Below are 16,378 nucleotides of genomic sequence, written 5' to 3' on the forward strand. Positions count from 1 at the left end.
ACCAATAGGGGCTGTAGAAAAACAGCCTAACAAAAACAAGTCAGGCTGTGAAGAACGAAGTATTAAGCTTCATTTCTTCACAGCCTCATTATTTCATATTAAGTTTATTTATCCTTGCTTAAAAGCATACGGTCATTTTCGATCTTTGAACCGCTTGCCTTCTCAAACATTTCGAGGAGGTGTTCAACCGTAAGATTTTTCTTTTCTTCACCTGAGATATCGAGGATAATTTTGCCGTCACTCATCATAATAAGACGGTTGCCGTGAGTAATTGCGTCATGCATATTATGAGTTACCATAAGTGCCGTAAGGTTGTTTTCGGCAATGATTTTGTCGGAAAGCTCAAGCACCTTAGCGGCTGTTTTCGGGTCAAGAGCGGCTGTATGTTCGTCAAGCAGGAGAAGCTTCGGCTTTTTGATTGTTGCCATAAGAAGTGTTATTGCCTGACGCTGACCGCCCGAGAGAAGTCCTACTTTTGATGACATTCTGTCCTCAAGTCCGAGGTCAAACTCTGCAAGCATCTGACGGTAACGGAATCTTTCATCAGCCTTTACGCCCCACGAAAGTCCTCTTTTTTTGCCTCGTCTTGCGGCAATTGCGAGGTTTTCTATAATTTCCATATCGGCTACCGTGCCTGTCATCGGGTCCTGAAATACTCTGCCGAGGTAGGGTGCTCTTTTATGCTCGGGCAATGCCGAAATATCCTTGCCGTCAATAAGAATCTGACCGCAGTCAACAGGCCACACGCCTGCAATTGCGTTGAGTGTTGTTGACTTGCCTGCACCGTTGCCGCCGATTACCGTACAAAAATCGCCGTCATTGAGGGTGAGATTAACTCCGCAGAGTGCCTGCTTTTCATTTACTGTGCCTTTATTAAAGGTTTTCCATACATTCTTGATTTCAAGCATTCTTAACCCTCCTTCTGTGCGTTTTTAGCATTCATTTTTGCAACTTTCTTGAATGAAGTCTTTCTCTTTTTCTGGAGATACGGAACTGCAAGGAAGATTGCAACGATAATTGCCGTAAAGAGCTTTGTATCGTCTGTCGGCATCTTGAGCCAGAGTACGATACCCATTGCGATATAATAGAGAATACCGCCGACAATTACAAAGAGCATTCTTATGATAAAATTCATGTGCTTGCGGAAAATTGCCTCACCGAGAACTTCGCCGATGATTACAGCCGCAAGACCGATTACGATTGCACCTCTACCCATATTGATATCAGCAAAGCCCTGATACTGAGCAAAAAGTGAACCCGAAAGTGCAACGAGTCCGTTTGAAAGTGCAAGGGCAATTACCTTTGTAAAATTGATGTTAATGCCCTGTGCCTTGCTCATTGCAGGGTTTGAACCTGTTGAACGGATTGTTGAGCCCTGTTCTGTGCCGAAATACCAATACATTGCGGCAACTACAACAGCACAAATTCCAAGACCTACGAGAATTGCCATATTTATATTACTTGCAGAAACAACAAGCGTGTAGTTTCTGTAACTGATTGGGAGGTTTGATTTTCCCATAATATTCAGGTTAATTGAATAAAGAGCAATCTGTGTGAGGATACCTGCGAGAATGTCGGGAATTCCGAGAAGCGTGTGAAGAAGTCCCGTTACAAGACCTGCCGCAAGACCTGCAAGGATTGCTACGATGATTGTTGCCCAAACAGGACAGCCGTTGATGAGCATAACTGCGGTTACCGCACCGCCTGTTGCAAATGAACCGTCAACGCTGAGGTCGGCAAAGTTCAACAGCTTAAAGGTGAGAAATACACCGAGTCCCATGAGTCCCCAGATTATACCCTGAGCGATATTACCCGGAAGTGCGGATAAAAAGCTCATAGGATTAAGAGAACTGAAGTAGTTTGCTAAAAAATCCATAAAAACCACCTATACATAAAATATCGGGGTGTCGCTTTCACGGCACCCCTGCCAATATTATTTTTCCGAATATGAATTATTCTGCTTTGATTTCTGTGTAACCGTCGGGAACCTTGATTCCGTATGTGTCACAACGGTCTTTGATATATTCTTTTGTTACATTCGGAGCGGCCTCAACCTTCATCTTTGTGATATCCTCGCCCTTTACAAGAATGTTGTAAGCCATTTCGCCTGTTTTTCTGCCGAGTTCGTCATAGCTGATTGAAAGTGTTGCAACACCGCAGCCCTTACAGATGCCTTCTTCGCCTGCAACGATAGGAGTTTTTGCAGCTGTGGCTACATTGTCGATGATGCCTGTGTTAGATGCTGCTGTGTTATCTGTCGGGATGTAAAGAACATCGCTCTCGTCACAGGCAGTCTTTGCAACTGCGGCAACATCGTTTGAATCTGCAAATGAATATGATTTTACAGTATAGCCTGCATCCTTGAAATAAGGAGTGATCGTATCGCTCTGATACTTTGAGTTAGCCTCAGCCGAGCAGTAGAGAATTCCGACATTCTTTGCGTTGGGGAAAAGCTCCTTGAGCATTGCCGCCTGCTGGTCAAGCGGAGCAAGGTCTGTTGTACCCGAAACATTCATACCCGAAACACCGTTCCAATCAGACTTGTCAAGTGCTGTGCCGTAGTCTGTGATTGAAGTACCGAGAATCGGAATATTCGGTGTTGCTGTGTATGCTGCCTGAAGTGCGGCAGTACCGTTGCCGAGAATAAGGTCATAATTTGAAGAAACAAACTGGTTGCAGATTGTAGCACAGGTTGCGGAATCGCCCTGAGCGTTCTGCTCGTCAAACTTTACATTATCTGCACCGAGCTTCTCTGTGAGATAATCCTTAAAACCTTTTGTTGCGGCGTCAAGAGCCTCGTGCTGAACAAGCTGACAGATACCGATGTTGTAAACCTTACCGTCCGTGCTTGAATTATCTGCCTTTGAGCTTTCTGCAGAACCGCCGCATCCTGCAAATGCGAGTGACATAGAAGCCGCCGCAAGAGCAACTGCGGCAATCTTTTTAGCTTTTTTCATTTTAATTTCCTCCTAAGCTTTCAGCACTTTTGTGCTGTAAAGCATCATATACTTCTGCACTTTTATGCAATAAAGTGTTTTAACAACATAAATTATAATACATAAAAACGATTTTTTCAATAGCATTTACTGATTTTTATTACAAATCACAGAATTAGAAGTTAGTTTTTATTCATTTTGCTACCACATTCTCATCACCAAGCTGGTATTTTAGTTCTTTAATCATAACAGGGTTAATATCTACCCACATTGATGAAGGGGCTTTCACCTTTCTTTTGGTGTCTGTAAGATAAAAAATAACAGGCGTTCTGCCGTCAAAAATATCAAGCACGCGCTTTGCACGGTTGTATTTATCGGTATTGAGGTCATCAATACGCAAATACAGTGCAGAAGGCTTTTGTGTATCAGTTTTCACGGCTTGCATCTGATAATTTTGCGGAAAATGTTCTGTGTTTTTTATTGCAACAGGGTTATTTTTGCAATCCTCGTTTGTACGGGCAGACGCTACGGAATCACAGATGATTTTCGGTTCTTCGTTTTCCTTGAGATTAACAGCTCCGCGGAACAGCAACGCACCGCCTGTGCCGAGAAGGGCAGAATATTTTTCATAAACATTCGGAAAAATCACAATTTCAAGCATACCGTTTCTGTCCTCTGCATTCACAAAAGCCATAAGCTTGTTATTTTTTGTAAGCTGGGTTTTCAGCTTTGCAACTATGCAGACAAGGCTGACTTTTTTTCCGTCAAAATACATACCGCTGTCATTATTGATTATATCGCCTGTTTTATCGGCATGGATTGCTTTTGAAAAAGTTGTGTATTCATCGAGCGGATGACCGCTGAGATACATTCCCGCAATTTCGTTTTCCATATGCAAAAGTTCGGAAGCAGAAAATTCAGACAAATCGGGAATTTTCGGTCTTGTTGATTCTTCTGCCGCTTCAGAATCACTAAAAAACGACATCTGACCGTTCATATTGCGCCTGCTCTCATATTCAACATTGTCAAGCGCAGTTTTATAAATTGCAAGAAGCTGTCGGCGATTTGCTCCTAAACCGTCAAATGCTCCGCATTTTATCAGACTTTCAATTGCCCTGCTGTTCATATTGCGGCCGTAAAGCCTTTTACAAAAATCAAAAAAGTCTTTGTAGGGCGAATTTATCCGTTCGGCAATTATTTCATCAATAAAATTCCTGCCGAGATTTTTAACGGCAAGAAGTCCGTAACGGATATCGTTGCCGCTTACAGTAAAATGGAGATTGCTTTCGTTCACATTAGGCGGTAATACACGGATTCCGAGCCGTTTACATTCAGTGATATATGACGCAAGCTTGTTTTGATTGTCAAGCACGCTTGAAAGCAGAGCCGCCATATATTCACGGGGGTAGTGACATTTGAGCCATGCAGTTTTGTAGGAAATGTTGGCATAAGCCGCCGCATGGGATTTGTTGAAAGCGTAGTGAGCAAAGCTTTCCATTTCATCATAAACGGAAATTGCTGTTTTTTCGTCAACTCCACGGCGAATACATCCTTCAACTATGATATTCCCGTCATTATCCGTAAGACCGTGAATGAATATTTCACGCTCCGACTCCATTACGGCAAGCTTTTTTTTGCTCATTGCTCGGCGAACTATATCTGCTCGTCCGAGACTGTAGCCTGCAAGCGTTCTGAAAATCTGCATAACCTGTTCCTGATAGATTATACAACCGCTTGTAACGCCGAGAATATCCTTTAGAAGCGGATGCTTGTAGCGGATATGTGACGGATTGTGGCGGCAGTCGATATAGGTCGGAATACTGTCCATAGGTCCGGGGCGGTACAGCGCCGTAACTGCTATGAGGTCCTCAATTCGCTCCGGCTTTAGTTGAGTGAGAACATTTTTCATACCCTGACTTTCAAACTGAAACACACCCTCTGTGTGACCTTTTGAAAACATTTCAAAGACTTTTTTATCGTTTTCATCAACCGTATCGGGATTGTATTCGGGATTATTATGCTTTATCTGCTTTTCGGCGTCATTGATTACGGTTAAGTTTCTGAGTCCGAGAAAGTCCATTTTTAAAAGACCGAGTTCTTCAAGTGCAGTCATTGTGAACTGTGTTACAACATTATCGTCATTTTTTGACAGCGGAACATAGTCGCTGACGGGCTTATCGGTGATTACAACACCTGCGGCGTGCATTGTTGCGTGACGGGGCATTCCCTCAATGCTCATTGCAACATCGAGCAGTTTTTTTGTCTGCGGTTCATTTTTATAGCGACTTCTCAGGTCGGAATTAAGTCTTAGAGCATCCTCAATTGTCATATCGTGTTCCATTGGAACGAGTTTAGCAATCGAATCAACTGCCGCATACGGAATTTCAAGCACCCTTCCTACATCTCGGATTGCACCTCTTGCCGCCATTGTACCGAACGAAATTATCTGTGCAACATGATCTTCGCCGTATTTACGCACAACATAGTCGATAACCTCTCCCCTGCGTTTCTTACAAAAATCGACATCAAAATCCGGCATACTTACTCTTTCGGGGTTTAAAAATCGCTCAAAAAGAAGATTGTACTTTATAGGGTCAATTGCGGTTATACCTATGCAGTAGGCACAAAGCGAGCCTGCGCCCGAGCCTCTTCCCGGACCGACGGGGATTCCGCAGGATTTTGCGTAGCTTACAAAGTCATTTACGATAAGGTAGTAATCTACAAAGCCCATTTGCGACACGGTGCTGATTTCATATTCGAGTCGGTCAATCAAAGCCTTGTCGGGATTTTCACCATAGTGTTTATAAAGCCCCTCATAGCATTTTCTTCTGAAATAATGCAGATGGTCTTCATTATTGGGAACATCAAATCTCGGAAGCTTGCGCACGCCAAATTCAAAATCTACATTGCACATATCGGCAATTTTCTGTGTATTGTCGATTGCTTCGGGGTAATTTGCAAATACCTCACGCATTTCATCTTCTGTTTTAAGATAAAATTCGGATGTTTTGAACTCCATTCTGTCGCTGTCATTGACTGTTCTGTTGGTCTGAATACAGAGAAGAATACTGTGAACTGTGCTGTCCTGCTTTTCAATATAGTGGCAATCGTTTGTTGCAACAATATCAACACCGATTTCACGGGCTATTTTTACAAGGCTTGGAATTATTCTCTTCTGTTCCTCAATTCCGTGGTCTTGAAGCTCTATAAAAAAGTTCTCTTTTCCGAACATATCACGGTAAAATTCAGCCTTTGACTTTGCACCTGCGTAATCGCCGTCAAGGAGCTTTTGCGGAATTTCACCTGCCAGACAGGCAGAGAGACAGACTAAGCCCTCGTGATACTCGGCAAGGAGTTCATCGTCAATTCTCGGTTTTGTGTAGAATCCCTCGGTAAAGCCTTTTGACACAAGCTTGATAAGGTTCTGATAGCCTGTATGATTTTTGCAGAGCAAAACCATATGATAGTATTTTCCGTAGGATGAAGTCTTGTCAAAGCGGCTATGCGGTGCAACATACACTTCACAGCCGATTATCGGCTTTATACCCTGCTTTTTGCACTCCTTATAAAAATCGACCGCACCGTACATTACACCGTGGTCGGTGATTGCGAGTGCAGTCATTCCCTTTTCTTTTGCGGCTTTTGCAAGTCTGCTCAGACGGCAGGCACCGTCAAGCAGACTGTATTCTGTATGAAGATGTAAATGTGTAAATGCCATTTTACTCACCTGTTGCTTTTGCCTTTATTTCACCGTCTGAAAAACGGAGAGTAAATTCATCGCCGCTTTTAAGTGTTTTGGCGGAATTTACCACCCTGCCGTCTTTTTCGGCAATTGAATAACCTCTTGAAAGAATTTTAACGGGGTTGAGTCCTTCAAGTTTTGCGGCTGTCTTTGTGATGTCGGCAGTCTTTTTATTTATTGTTTCCTGAACAAAATGCTGTATTTTCGTTTTGCAAAGTTCAAGAGATTTTTCATATTCAAAAATTCTCTGTTGTGGTGATACAACGGACAGTTTTGTTTTTAATTCTGTAAGAGCATTATATTCCTGTCTTAATTTCAATGTTGCCATTGACGAAACATACTGCTTTTGCGATTTATAGTAATCAACAAGCTCCGCAGTATCGGGAACTGCAAGCTCTGCCGCCGCAGACGGAGTCGGCGCTCTGAGATCGGATACAAAGTCACAGATTGTAAAATCGGTTTCATGACCGACAGCGGAAATTACCGGAATTTTACAGTTGTAGATTGCATAAGCAAGGTTTTCATCATTGAATGCCCACAAATCTTCAATTGAACCGCCGCCCCTGCCGATTATGATAACATCACAGGCGTTGTATTTATCAAGTTTCTGTACGGCGTCAATAAGTTGAGCGGGAGCATTCTCTCCCTGAACAAGTACGGGACACATAATTATGTCGGCAGACGGAAATCTTCTTGAAAGGATGTTGCGGATATCCTGAACTGCCGCACCTGTGGGAGAAGTAATTACACCGATTGAATTAGGAAACGGCGGAATTTTCTTCTTATGTTCGGGAGCAAAAAGTCCTTTTTCGGCAAGCGACTTTTTAAGTTGTTCATAAGCAAGCGAAAGCGCACCTATGCCGTCAGGCTGCATATCTTCAATATAAAGCTGATACTGACCTGTGGGTTCATAGACTGCAACTCTGCCACGGCAGATTACTTTCATTCCGTCGGTCGGTCTGAACTTTAAATTACGGGCATTGCCGGCAAACATTACGGCTCTTATAACGGATTTTTCGTCTTTGATTGAAAGGTAGATGTGTCCGCTTCTGTAATGGTCGGTAAGGTTTGAAATTTCACCCGTAACAAAGACAAAATTCAGCCTTGCGTCATTTTCAATAATTGACTTTATATAGAAATTCAGTTGCGAAACACTTAAAACTCGTGGTTTGTTAAACTCGGGTGTGTACATCGTTATACTTCCTGTATCCTAAATATGCAATTCCTGCCGAGTTATCTGCCGAAAACTGCGGCGGTGCAAATATTGCATTGTATTTTTCTTCAAAAGAATTTTTGATTATCTGATTTGACATTACTCCGCCTGCAAAGAGTAATGGATGTTTTCCGTATTTTTCAAGCAACCGTTTTGTCATTTCGGACAAGGTCTGCTCAATATATTTAAGGCAAAATGCCGAAACATATTCGGGGGATTTGCCCTCGTCAATCAGTTTTTTGGATAGATTTTCAACTCCGCTGAGGCAACAATCACAACCTTTGAGGGTTGGTTTCACCCTGATTTTTTCTGTATTTTTAAGGGCAAGCTGTTCAAGCTGTGGACCGCACGGAAATTTCAGTCCGAGCATAAGTCCTGTGCGGTCAATCGCCTGCCCTGCATTGAGGTCAAGAGTGTGTGCCGCAAGTTCAACGGAAAAGCCTGTGCCGAAGCCCTTGGCAAATACTGCCTCGGTTGTTCCTCCGCTGACATGGAAAGCGATAAACTGCTTATCAAACAGATCTGTCCTCTGCGAGCCGAACAGTGCCGCCGAGATGTGTCCCTCCTGATGCGAAAAGGTGTAGAGAGGGATTTTCATTGCGGAAGATAAAATTTTTGCCGTGTTCTCTCCAACGGTGAAACACGGCATATATGAGCCGTCAACAGGTCTTGGACGGCTTGACGCCGCAATTGCGGCTATTTTGCTTGTGTCAACATCTTTCAAAAGTTCTTCAATAAGCGTGTGCAGCTGTGCTGTGTGGTGAAACACAGCATCGCTCTGACGGAGTCCGAGCTGTCCTTCTTTTACGGGCAGAAGTTTTTTCTGCTGAACCATTTCGCCGGTTTTGCTGTCATAAAGAGCGGTTGATGTTGTGTAATTTGAAGTGTCAATTCCGAGAAAAAAGCTCATATCACTTCTCCGACTTTCCCGAAATTTCACGAGAATATGTTCCGAGAATACCGTTTACAAACTTGCTCTCGTCAATTGTGTATTTCTTTGCAAGTTCAACAGCCTCGTTGATTGAAACGCTCTGCGGAACATTGTCAAGATACTTCATTTCATAGACTGCAAGGCGAAGAATTGCAAGTGACGGCTTTGAAATTCTTGAAAGAGTCCAGCCTTTTTTTAGGTGACTTGCAATGATTTCGTCAATCTCTTCGAGCTTGTCCTCAATGCCTGAAACTACTGCCTGAGCATAAGCACAAACACCGCCTACAAACATTTCCGAATTATCGTCTATTGTTTCTTCAAGAGGTTCGTCGTCAAAAGACTTTGAAAACAAAAGCATAAAAGCCTGCTCTCTCGACTCACTTCTTGTGAGATTAACCTCTTCTTCAAAAATGTCACTTGTTTCAGCGTCATTTACTTCAATTTCATTTATTTCGTTGTTCATTTCGTTATTCATAATAAGCCCAACTTTTCGTTAAATTATAATATCACTAAATATAAAATCGGAACAGATTCCGCCCTGCTTGCAGGAAAAGCAAGTAACTCCATAGAATTTTACGGAAGCTTTATATCACGGCGTACTTCTAAAACACACCTCAGTCATTCCGAGAAAAAACACTATCAATAGGATTATACCATAACCGAAAATGGATGTAAACAATAATTGATAAAGATGTCCGCAACAAATCTTCGCATCATAAACAGCTGCTTTGCGATTTATATAATCGGTTTATGCCATTTTAACGCACGCATTTCAGAATTTTACAAAGTGTCTTTGTAAATATAACCGGCATATTCACCAAGGTCAATCTGCTTGATATCATGACTTACATGTCTTTCGCTGACAGGAATCATCTCCATATAATCACCGTAAAGGTATTTCAGGTACTTATCATATTCCTTCGGAATAGGCAGTTTTGCATTTTCAAAATCGACCCATATAGCTTCATCAAGCCATTCGGCAGGAAAAGCTCCTCTTGAAACATTTCTTCCCATACTGTCAAAAAGATATTTAGGGTTTTTCATATTCTTATGAAGTGAAATAAGCTTGTTCTGAACCTTTTGCAAAAAGCCGAGCGGGAATATCTTTCTCAGAATATTCGCACACAAAGAAGAAAATCTGCTGTTTGCGTTTACCGAGGTGCCTCTCCACTTATCAAGCACAAGCCACCTTGAGCTTGCGGTTGCTTTCATATGAATTTTGCGTAGGAAAGCATTGTTTGAGGTATAATCCTGTGCAAGCACATCAAGAAAAATTCCATTATGGATATTCGGAAATCTTGAAGTAAATTCAGTTGAAAGCAGAGTATTGTTTATTCTCAGCTTTGTAAACGGAAAGTGGCTGTCTTTTTCATTTTCCTGAGTCTGTGCAAAAAGATAATTCGGGAGTTCACTCGGCAATACCGAAAGGAATCTGTCGTAATCTTTTCTCAGCATCATAACATCCGCATCATCGTCCCATGGAATAAAGCCTTTGTGTCGTACAGCACCCAAAAGACTTCCGCCACCGAGAAAATACTTTATATTATGTTTTTTGCATATTCTGTCAACCTCAAGCAAAAAACCGAGAAGAATTTGCTGAATGTCATTTAGCTTGCCGTCATATGAATCGGAAAACATAAACACACTGTTGTCATTCATCATCTCGTGTCCCGAAATAAGAAGTGCGTCTTTGTAATTGACCGTTGATGACCAGCCGAGTTTTTTCAATCTTGTACAGTCAACTGCACAACCGTCTGCGGAACATCCTTCGGAGGTTATGTTTACCTCGCAGTTTTCAAACGCATCAGAAAGTGCAAGTGCAAATTCAGCCGAATTGACTGTCGAATCATCCGAACAAGCGTTGTACGCCTGACACTCTGCCCCATTACAAGCAACAAACAGAACAGCAGAAATCAAGTCGTTGGCACTTATATACGATACCTTGGATGATCTATTTTTAATATTCAGAATTTTGCCGCCAACAGCCGATTTGAGCGTGTTTGCAACAAATTCAGAATTTGAATTTGCAGATATAATCTTACCGCATCTTATGACTTTAATTGAAAAGCCGTACATATGAGCGGCTGAAAAATAAAGATTTTCAACCGATTGAATCAACATTGATTTCAGTGAGTCAGAGGAAAAATCAGAATGTGTTTTTTCTTTTTCAGAAATAACAAGTTCTTTTTCAAGTTTTCCGTAAACCGAAGCATCGGATAAAACAACAAATTCTTTTATTTTCAATACCTTGATAACTGAAATAATATTTTCGGCTCTGCTGATATTACTTTTAAATACATCCGTGCTTTCAACCTTATCAGAAAGCAAGAATCCTGTTTCGATGAGTATATCTCCGCTTTTATTTATTGAATCAGGCGAGGAGTATTTTACAATTGCGAAATCCGATGAATTGATAAAATCAAACCGTCTGTCATATCTTTCGTAATCCGAAACAAGCAAAAAAACAGCTATGTCCGCTTGCTTTTTTGAATTAACCGTAAGAAGGGACGATACAAGTGAAAAAGCCGGTTCTCCGCCTCCTGCTATAAAAACAGATTTTCCGAATAACTTACGGATATTCAGATTTTTATAACGCAAAGCTGCAAGGGCTCTGTCCTGTTCAAATTGGTTAAGTAACAACTCAGACATAACTGTATTCCTAATTTCTATTGTTAAATTTTAATCTTCTTCAAGAATGCCGACAGCCCTTCTTATTCCTTCTTTAAGGTCAACAAAAGGCTTCCAGCCGAGGGCACGAAGTCTTGAACTGTCAAGAATTTCGGGAGTTTTTGCAAGAGCGGAAGCGTCAATCTCAGGCTCTTTTGCATCCTCGGGATTGGCAAAAGCCAAAGTCATATTTCTCTCAGGGAAAACCTCACAAGCTGTCTTTGCAAAATTTCTTATTGTTGTATCTGATTTTTCATAAGAAATGTTATACGGTGTAACATTTTCTCCGTTGAGCATAATGTATATGAGAGCGGAAACCGTGTCTGTAACATAGCAGAACGAACGGTTAGCCGCACCGTTGCTCTTGAGAAGAATGTTTTCGTGACGGACAACATTTGCAATGAACTGCGCCCAAACACGGTCGTCTGTAAGACTGCTTGCACCGTAAATGTAGCTCGGTCTTGCAATCTTTATATCAAGTCCGAACTGCTTGCAATAGCTTGCGGCAAGAGTTTCAGACGCTCTCTTACCCACTGCATAACAATTTTTATAGGAAGTAAAATCAATATAACCGATATCATCTTCGGAAATACTGTTTTTACCATTGTGCAAAGCACCGTAAACTTTAAGGCTTGAAACAACAAGTACAGACTCACTTTTGCTTTCAAGAGCAAAATCGAGAATGTTTGATGTACCACTGAGATTTGCGTTAATTGTGCCGACCGGGTCGGTTTCAAACTGGATATTACTTGCCTGACTTGCGGCATGAATGACAAAATCCGCTCTTTCACATTCAAGTCTGTTTGTAACATCGGCAACAACAAGCTCAATGTCATCTCTTTCAAGAAGAACACCGAACTTTTTCTCTGCTCTCTCTCTGTTTCTTACTAACGCAAGAACTTTGATATTATTGCTGTAAAGGTCATTTCTCGCAAGAAATGTGAGAACAAGATAATAACCGATAAATCCGCCTGCACCTGTTATAAGAACAGTTTTGCCGTCAAATCTGTTCCAGTCAACATTTGTATTTGTAATTTCTTCAACATCAGAAAAAACTGTCTTTTTTATATTACTCTGAACATTATAATCCATATTTAAGTTCTTCCTTTGCAAACTGCTTGTAGTTTTCATAATAGAACTGTGAACGCAATGTTGTAAGATCTTCAGGTGTAGTTACTTTAATATTGAATCTCTCACCGAGGAAAAGGTGAACCTTTTCGCCAAGTTCAATAAAGAGTTCACTTGAAGAAACAGGGTTTGTAATGCCCCTTTTATATGCTTCTTCGTGCGCCCAGAGAATTTTTTCCATTGTGTAACCCTGCGGAGCCTGAGTGATGTACATTGTGCTTCTCTGATAGCTCTTACCGCAGGTTTCTCCGTCCTCGCTATAAAGAAGTGAATCTATACTCGGGGTAACAGGAACAGCAGTTTTGTATTTCTTTGTATCTTTAATACAGTTAGTGATGAGTTCCTCGCTGAGCATAGGACGAACGCCGTCACAGATGAGAATGATATCCTCAGGATCTTTTGAAAATTCGGCAGTAGCCATCACACCGTTGTGAATAGAATCAAAACCGCTTGCACCGCCCGGAACAACGGTCTTTACCTTAGGGACATTGAAAGCGGCAATAAGCTCATTGAGATAACCGATCCAGTCAGCCTTGCATGCAACAACGATTGCGTCAACCTTTGGATGACGGGCAAAATGCTCCATTGTATGAATAATAATCGGCTTTCCGCCAACCTCGAGAAACTGTTTAGGCATATCGGAATACTTCATTCTTGCACCGATACCGCCGGCGAATAACATAGCTGTAACCATAGTAAGACAATCCTTTCAAAACATAAATAAGATTTTACTTTACAAGCTGTAATAAATATAATATTTTACCGACAGCACAAATACGCAACAAAAAACGCGTCTGCACCTTGATATAACTACTTGTATGATACCACATTGATGTATTTTTTGTCAATAATAATACTTTATGCGGAGGTTTACTCCCTTGAAAATAATATATCTCTATGTTAGAATAGCTTTAAGGGTGTGATAATTTGATAAACAATCAGTTTTCGGGTAATAATATGCCGTTTTACGGCGATAATCTTAATTATAACCGTAATTTCAAAAAAGATATGCAGTATGATAATCTCAAGCAAAAGTCAAGCGGATTGGGCTTCTTCGTATTTGCGTATTCGCTGACAATGACAGCCTGTGCTGTGATTATCGCCGAAGTTTTCAAGGCTTTTGGTTCGGCAAAATATATTTATTCTGACAATTATTCAATACTGACTTACTTTATGGATATATTTATTTCCGTATTTGCCGTTGTTGTTCCTGCATTTTTTTATATAAAGCTTTCAAGAAACAGTTTAAATGATATTATCAGCACAAAATATGTAAAACAAAAAAGTATGATACCCATTCTGTTTCTCGGAATGGGGGGTGCAATGATTGCAAATGTTGCAACGAGCATTGTAGTTGACAATTTCTCGCTTTTCGGAATTGAAAACACATCTTCGGGACTGTCAAGCGGAGATTCGAGTATTTTGAGTATTGTTTTGAATATTGTTTCAACCGCAATTGTTCCTGCGTTTGCAGAGGAATTTGCATTCAGAGGAATTGTTATGGGTTCTCTGAGAAAATACGGTGACACTGTTGCAATTATCGGTTCTGCTGTCTTATTCGGAGCAATGCATCAGAATATATCACAAATTCCGTTTGCATTCATTTTAGGTCTTATTTTTGCATACATTGACTGCAAGTTCAATTCGATTTTTCCGTCAATTGCAATCCATTTTCTTAATAACCTATATGCTGTTACCATGAGCATTTTAAGAGATGCAAGCATCCTTTCCGATTATGTGACAACAATAATAAGCTACAGCCTGATTATTTTCTTCTGTATTGCAGGATTTGTTTCATACATTGTTCTTGCAAAAAGGAATGAAAATATTTTTAAAATGTCCGATAAGAAAAACGAAATTGTTAGCGAACTTAACTTAAAAGAGAAAATGACTGCATTTCTTGTAAATCCCGGCATCATACTTTCACTTGTACTTTTTCTATTGACTACAATTACAAATTTAGGTTTGATAAGCAATGGATAAAAACTTATATTATATGCAAAAAGCAATTGAACAGGCTGAAATTGCCGCTGCAGAAAACGAAGTTCCCGTCGGTGCGGTAATTGTCAGAAATGATGAAATAATCGCCGTGGGCAAAAATCGGCGTGAGCAAGAAAAGAACGCTCTTCTTCATGCCGAAACAGATGCAATCTACAATGCCTGTCAAAAGCTTGGCGGTTGGAGATTGTGGAACTGTGAAATTTATGTAACGCTTGAGCCTTGCCCTATGTGTGCAGGTGCAATAATCAATGCTCATATTCCAAAGGTATATTTCGGTGCATACGACTTAAAAAACGGCGCTTGCGGTACAATTACGAATCTGTTCCAAATGCCGTTCAATTTCAAGCCTGAATCAGTCGGCGGCATTATGCAAGAGGAGTGTTCAAAACTTCTCACCGACTTTTTTAAAAACTTACGCAATAAAAAATCATAGCAAAAATCCCGCTTTTTTAAGCGGGATTTTTTATTTGCTGTTATAATTGAAGAAACAGGATTATATTATTTTTCATCTCTTAAAATCTTACTTGCCGCAAGCATTACACCGAGCTTACCGCTGTGGAAGTTAAGACTTCCCTGCATCCATACTGCATACGGTTCACGCAACGGTGCGTCTGCAGAAAGTTCAATAGATGAACCGAGAGTAAATGCACCTGCCGCCATAACTACCTGACTTTCGTAGCCGGGCATATCAGACGGAATCGGAGAAACAAAGCTGTCAACAGCCGAACCACTCTGAACCCCCTCGCAAAAGCGGCATACCTTTTCGGCATTACCGAGCATGATAAGCTGAATGATATCTCCTCTTGCATCATTGTACTTAGGACTGGTTTCATAACCGAGAATTTCAAAAAGTGCCGATGCAAATACTGCAGTTTTAAGTGCTTCACCTGTAACATGCGGAGCATGATATGCACCCATAAAAAGTTCACGGTTAGCGTTAAGAGTGGCACCGATTTCTTTGCCTGTACCCGGAGTGGTAAGTCTGTAGGCACACATCTCTACAAGTTCTTTCTTACCTGCAATATATCCGCCTGTAGGAGCAATACCGCCGCCGGGGTTCTTGATAAGAGAGCCTGCCATCATATCTACACCAACCGACAAAGGTTCAACCTTGTCAATAAATTCACCGTAACAGTTATCGAGCATAATAATACTTTCGGGCGAATTGGCTTTTGAAATTTCACAAAGCTTTTTGATTTCTCTCCATGTGAGCGTAGGTCTTGTGCTGTAACCTCTTGAACGCTGTATGTAAACCATTTTAGGCTTTTTCTCTGCAATGTCACTTGCGATTTTGTCATAATCAAGCGTTCCGTCAGGTTTAAGCTCGGTCATTTCAAATTTTATTGAAAAGTCTTTGAGTGAACCGGGATAGTCACCCTCAATGCCTATGGCAGAACGTATTGTATCATACGGCATTCCTGTTACGGAAAGCATTGTGTCCCCCGGCCTTAAAACGCCGAAAAGTGCAACTGTGAGGGCATGTGTACCGCTGACAAAATTATGACGAACAAGTGCGTCTTCTGCATCAAAAACATAGGCATAGACCTTGTCAAGAGCCTCTCTGCCTGCATCATCATATCCGTAGCCTGTAGAACCCCAAAGGTGACTTTCACGAACATCTGCAAGCTGAAAAGCCTTTATCATCTTCTGCTGGTTGTATTCCTGAATATCGTCAATCTCCGCAAGCTTGTCCTTGCAAAGCTCCATTGCCTTTTCGGATGCTTTTATAACTCTTTCATCTATATCAAAAAAACTCAAAT

At 41.2% G+C, this 16,378-nt stretch carries 13 protein-coding genes; 2 read left to right on the forward strand and 11 right to left on the reverse strand.

What is annotated here, in order from left to right:
- Positions 1-104: 104 nt before the first annotated feature.
- From QDI94_RS03850 to QDI94_RS03895, 10 genes are all read right to left on the reverse strand, one after another.
- Positions 105-908 (reverse strand): ABC transporter ATP-binding protein, encoded by an 804-nt coding sequence (locus tag QDI94_RS03850; RefSeq protein ID WP_278867282.1) that lies wholly within the window; start codon positions 906-908, stop codon positions 105-107.
- 2 nt (positions 909-910) lie between these two features.
- Positions 911-1,876 (reverse strand): ABC transporter permease, encoded by a 966-nt coding sequence (locus tag QDI94_RS03855; RefSeq protein ID WP_101029280.1) that lies wholly within the window; start codon positions 1,874-1,876, stop codon positions 911-913.
- A 76-nt stretch (positions 1,877-1,952) separates the two neighbouring features.
- Positions 1,953-2,957 (reverse strand): ABC transporter substrate-binding protein, encoded by a 1,005-nt coding sequence (locus QDI94_RS03860; protein WP_101029281.1) that lies wholly within the window; start codon positions 2,955-2,957, stop codon positions 1,953-1,955.
- Positions 2,958-3,129: 172 nt separating this feature from the next.
- The gene (locus QDI94_RS03865; protein ID WP_278867285.1) at positions 3,130-6,654 is read right to left on the reverse strand and encodes a DNA polymerase III subunit alpha; all 3,525 of its coding nucleotides are present in this window, start codon (positions 6,652-6,654) and stop codon (positions 3,130-3,132) included.
- 1 nt (position 6,655) lies between these two features.
- Positions 6,656-7,870 carry an exodeoxyribonuclease VII large subunit gene (gene xseA, locus QDI94_RS03870; RefSeq protein WP_278867288.1) on the reverse strand — a complete coding sequence of 405 codons (1,215 nt, stop codon included), beginning with the start codon at positions 7,868-7,870 and terminating at the stop codon, positions 6,656-6,658.
- Positions 7,851-8,801, reverse strand: coding sequence for a tRNA (adenosine(37)-N6)-threonylcarbamoyltransferase complex transferase subunit TsaD (locus QDI94_RS03875; protein ID WP_278867290.1), 951 nt, complete (start codon positions 8,799-8,801; stop codon positions 7,851-7,853). Before QDI94_RS03875 ends, xseA begins: the two co-directional genes overlap by 20 nt.
- A gap of 1 nt (position 8,802) precedes the next feature.
- Positions 8,803-9,297 (reverse strand): transcription antitermination factor NusB, encoded by a 495-nt coding sequence (gene nusB, locus QDI94_RS03880; protein WP_278867293.1) that lies wholly within the window; start codon positions 9,295-9,297, stop codon positions 8,803-8,805.
- Between the two features lie 305 nt (positions 9,298-9,602).
- The gene (locus QDI94_RS03885; RefSeq protein ID WP_278867295.1) at positions 9,603-11,471 is read right to left on the reverse strand and encodes a LicD family protein; all 1,869 of its coding nucleotides are present in this window, start codon (positions 11,469-11,471) and stop codon (positions 9,603-9,605) included.
- A gap of 30 nt (positions 11,472-11,501) precedes the next feature.
- A complete protein-coding gene (locus tag QDI94_RS03890) occupies positions 11,502-12,581 on the reverse strand; it encodes an NAD-dependent epimerase/dehydratase family protein (protein ID WP_278867298.1) in 1,080 nt (359 codons plus the stop codon).
- Positions 12,571-13,311 (reverse strand): IspD/TarI family cytidylyltransferase, encoded by a 741-nt coding sequence (locus tag QDI94_RS03895; RefSeq protein WP_101029288.1) that lies wholly within the window; start codon positions 13,309-13,311, stop codon positions 12,571-12,573. The genes QDI94_RS03890 and QDI94_RS03895 overlap by 11 nt, the downstream gene beginning before the upstream one ends.
- Positions 13,312-13,544: 233 nt before the next feature.
- Here QDI94_RS03895 and QDI94_RS03900 point away from each other — a divergent pair, with 233 nt between their 5' ends.
- Together QDI94_RS03900 and QDI94_RS03905 are read left to right on the forward strand one after the other, a co-directional pair.
- Positions 13,545-14,600 (forward strand): CPBP family intramembrane glutamic endopeptidase, encoded by a 1,056-nt coding sequence (locus QDI94_RS03900; RefSeq protein ID WP_278867301.1) that lies wholly within the window; start codon positions 13,545-13,547, stop codon positions 14,598-14,600.
- Complete coding sequence (locus QDI94_RS03905; RefSeq protein ID WP_278867303.1) at positions 14,593-15,051, forward strand: nucleoside deaminase; 459 nt, start codon at positions 14,593-14,595, stop codon at positions 15,049-15,051. Before QDI94_RS03900 ends, QDI94_RS03905 begins: the two co-directional genes overlap by 8 nt.
- A gap of 65 nt (positions 15,052-15,116) precedes the next feature.
- On the opposite strand, the gene QDI94_RS03910 is transcribed toward QDI94_RS03905, so the two are convergent.
- On the reverse strand, positions 15,117-16,376 hold the full coding sequence (locus tag QDI94_RS03910; RefSeq protein WP_117970835.1) for a methionine gamma-lyase family protein: 1,260 nt from the start codon (positions 16,374-16,376) through the stop codon (positions 15,117-15,119).
- Between the last annotated feature and the right edge of the window lie 2 nt (positions 16,377-16,378).

This window comes from Ruminococcus bromii, from assembly GCF_928721825.1.
Taxonomy (GTDB): Bacteria; Bacillota; Clostridia; order Oscillospirales; family Acutalibacteraceae; genus Ruminococcoides; species Ruminococcoides bromii.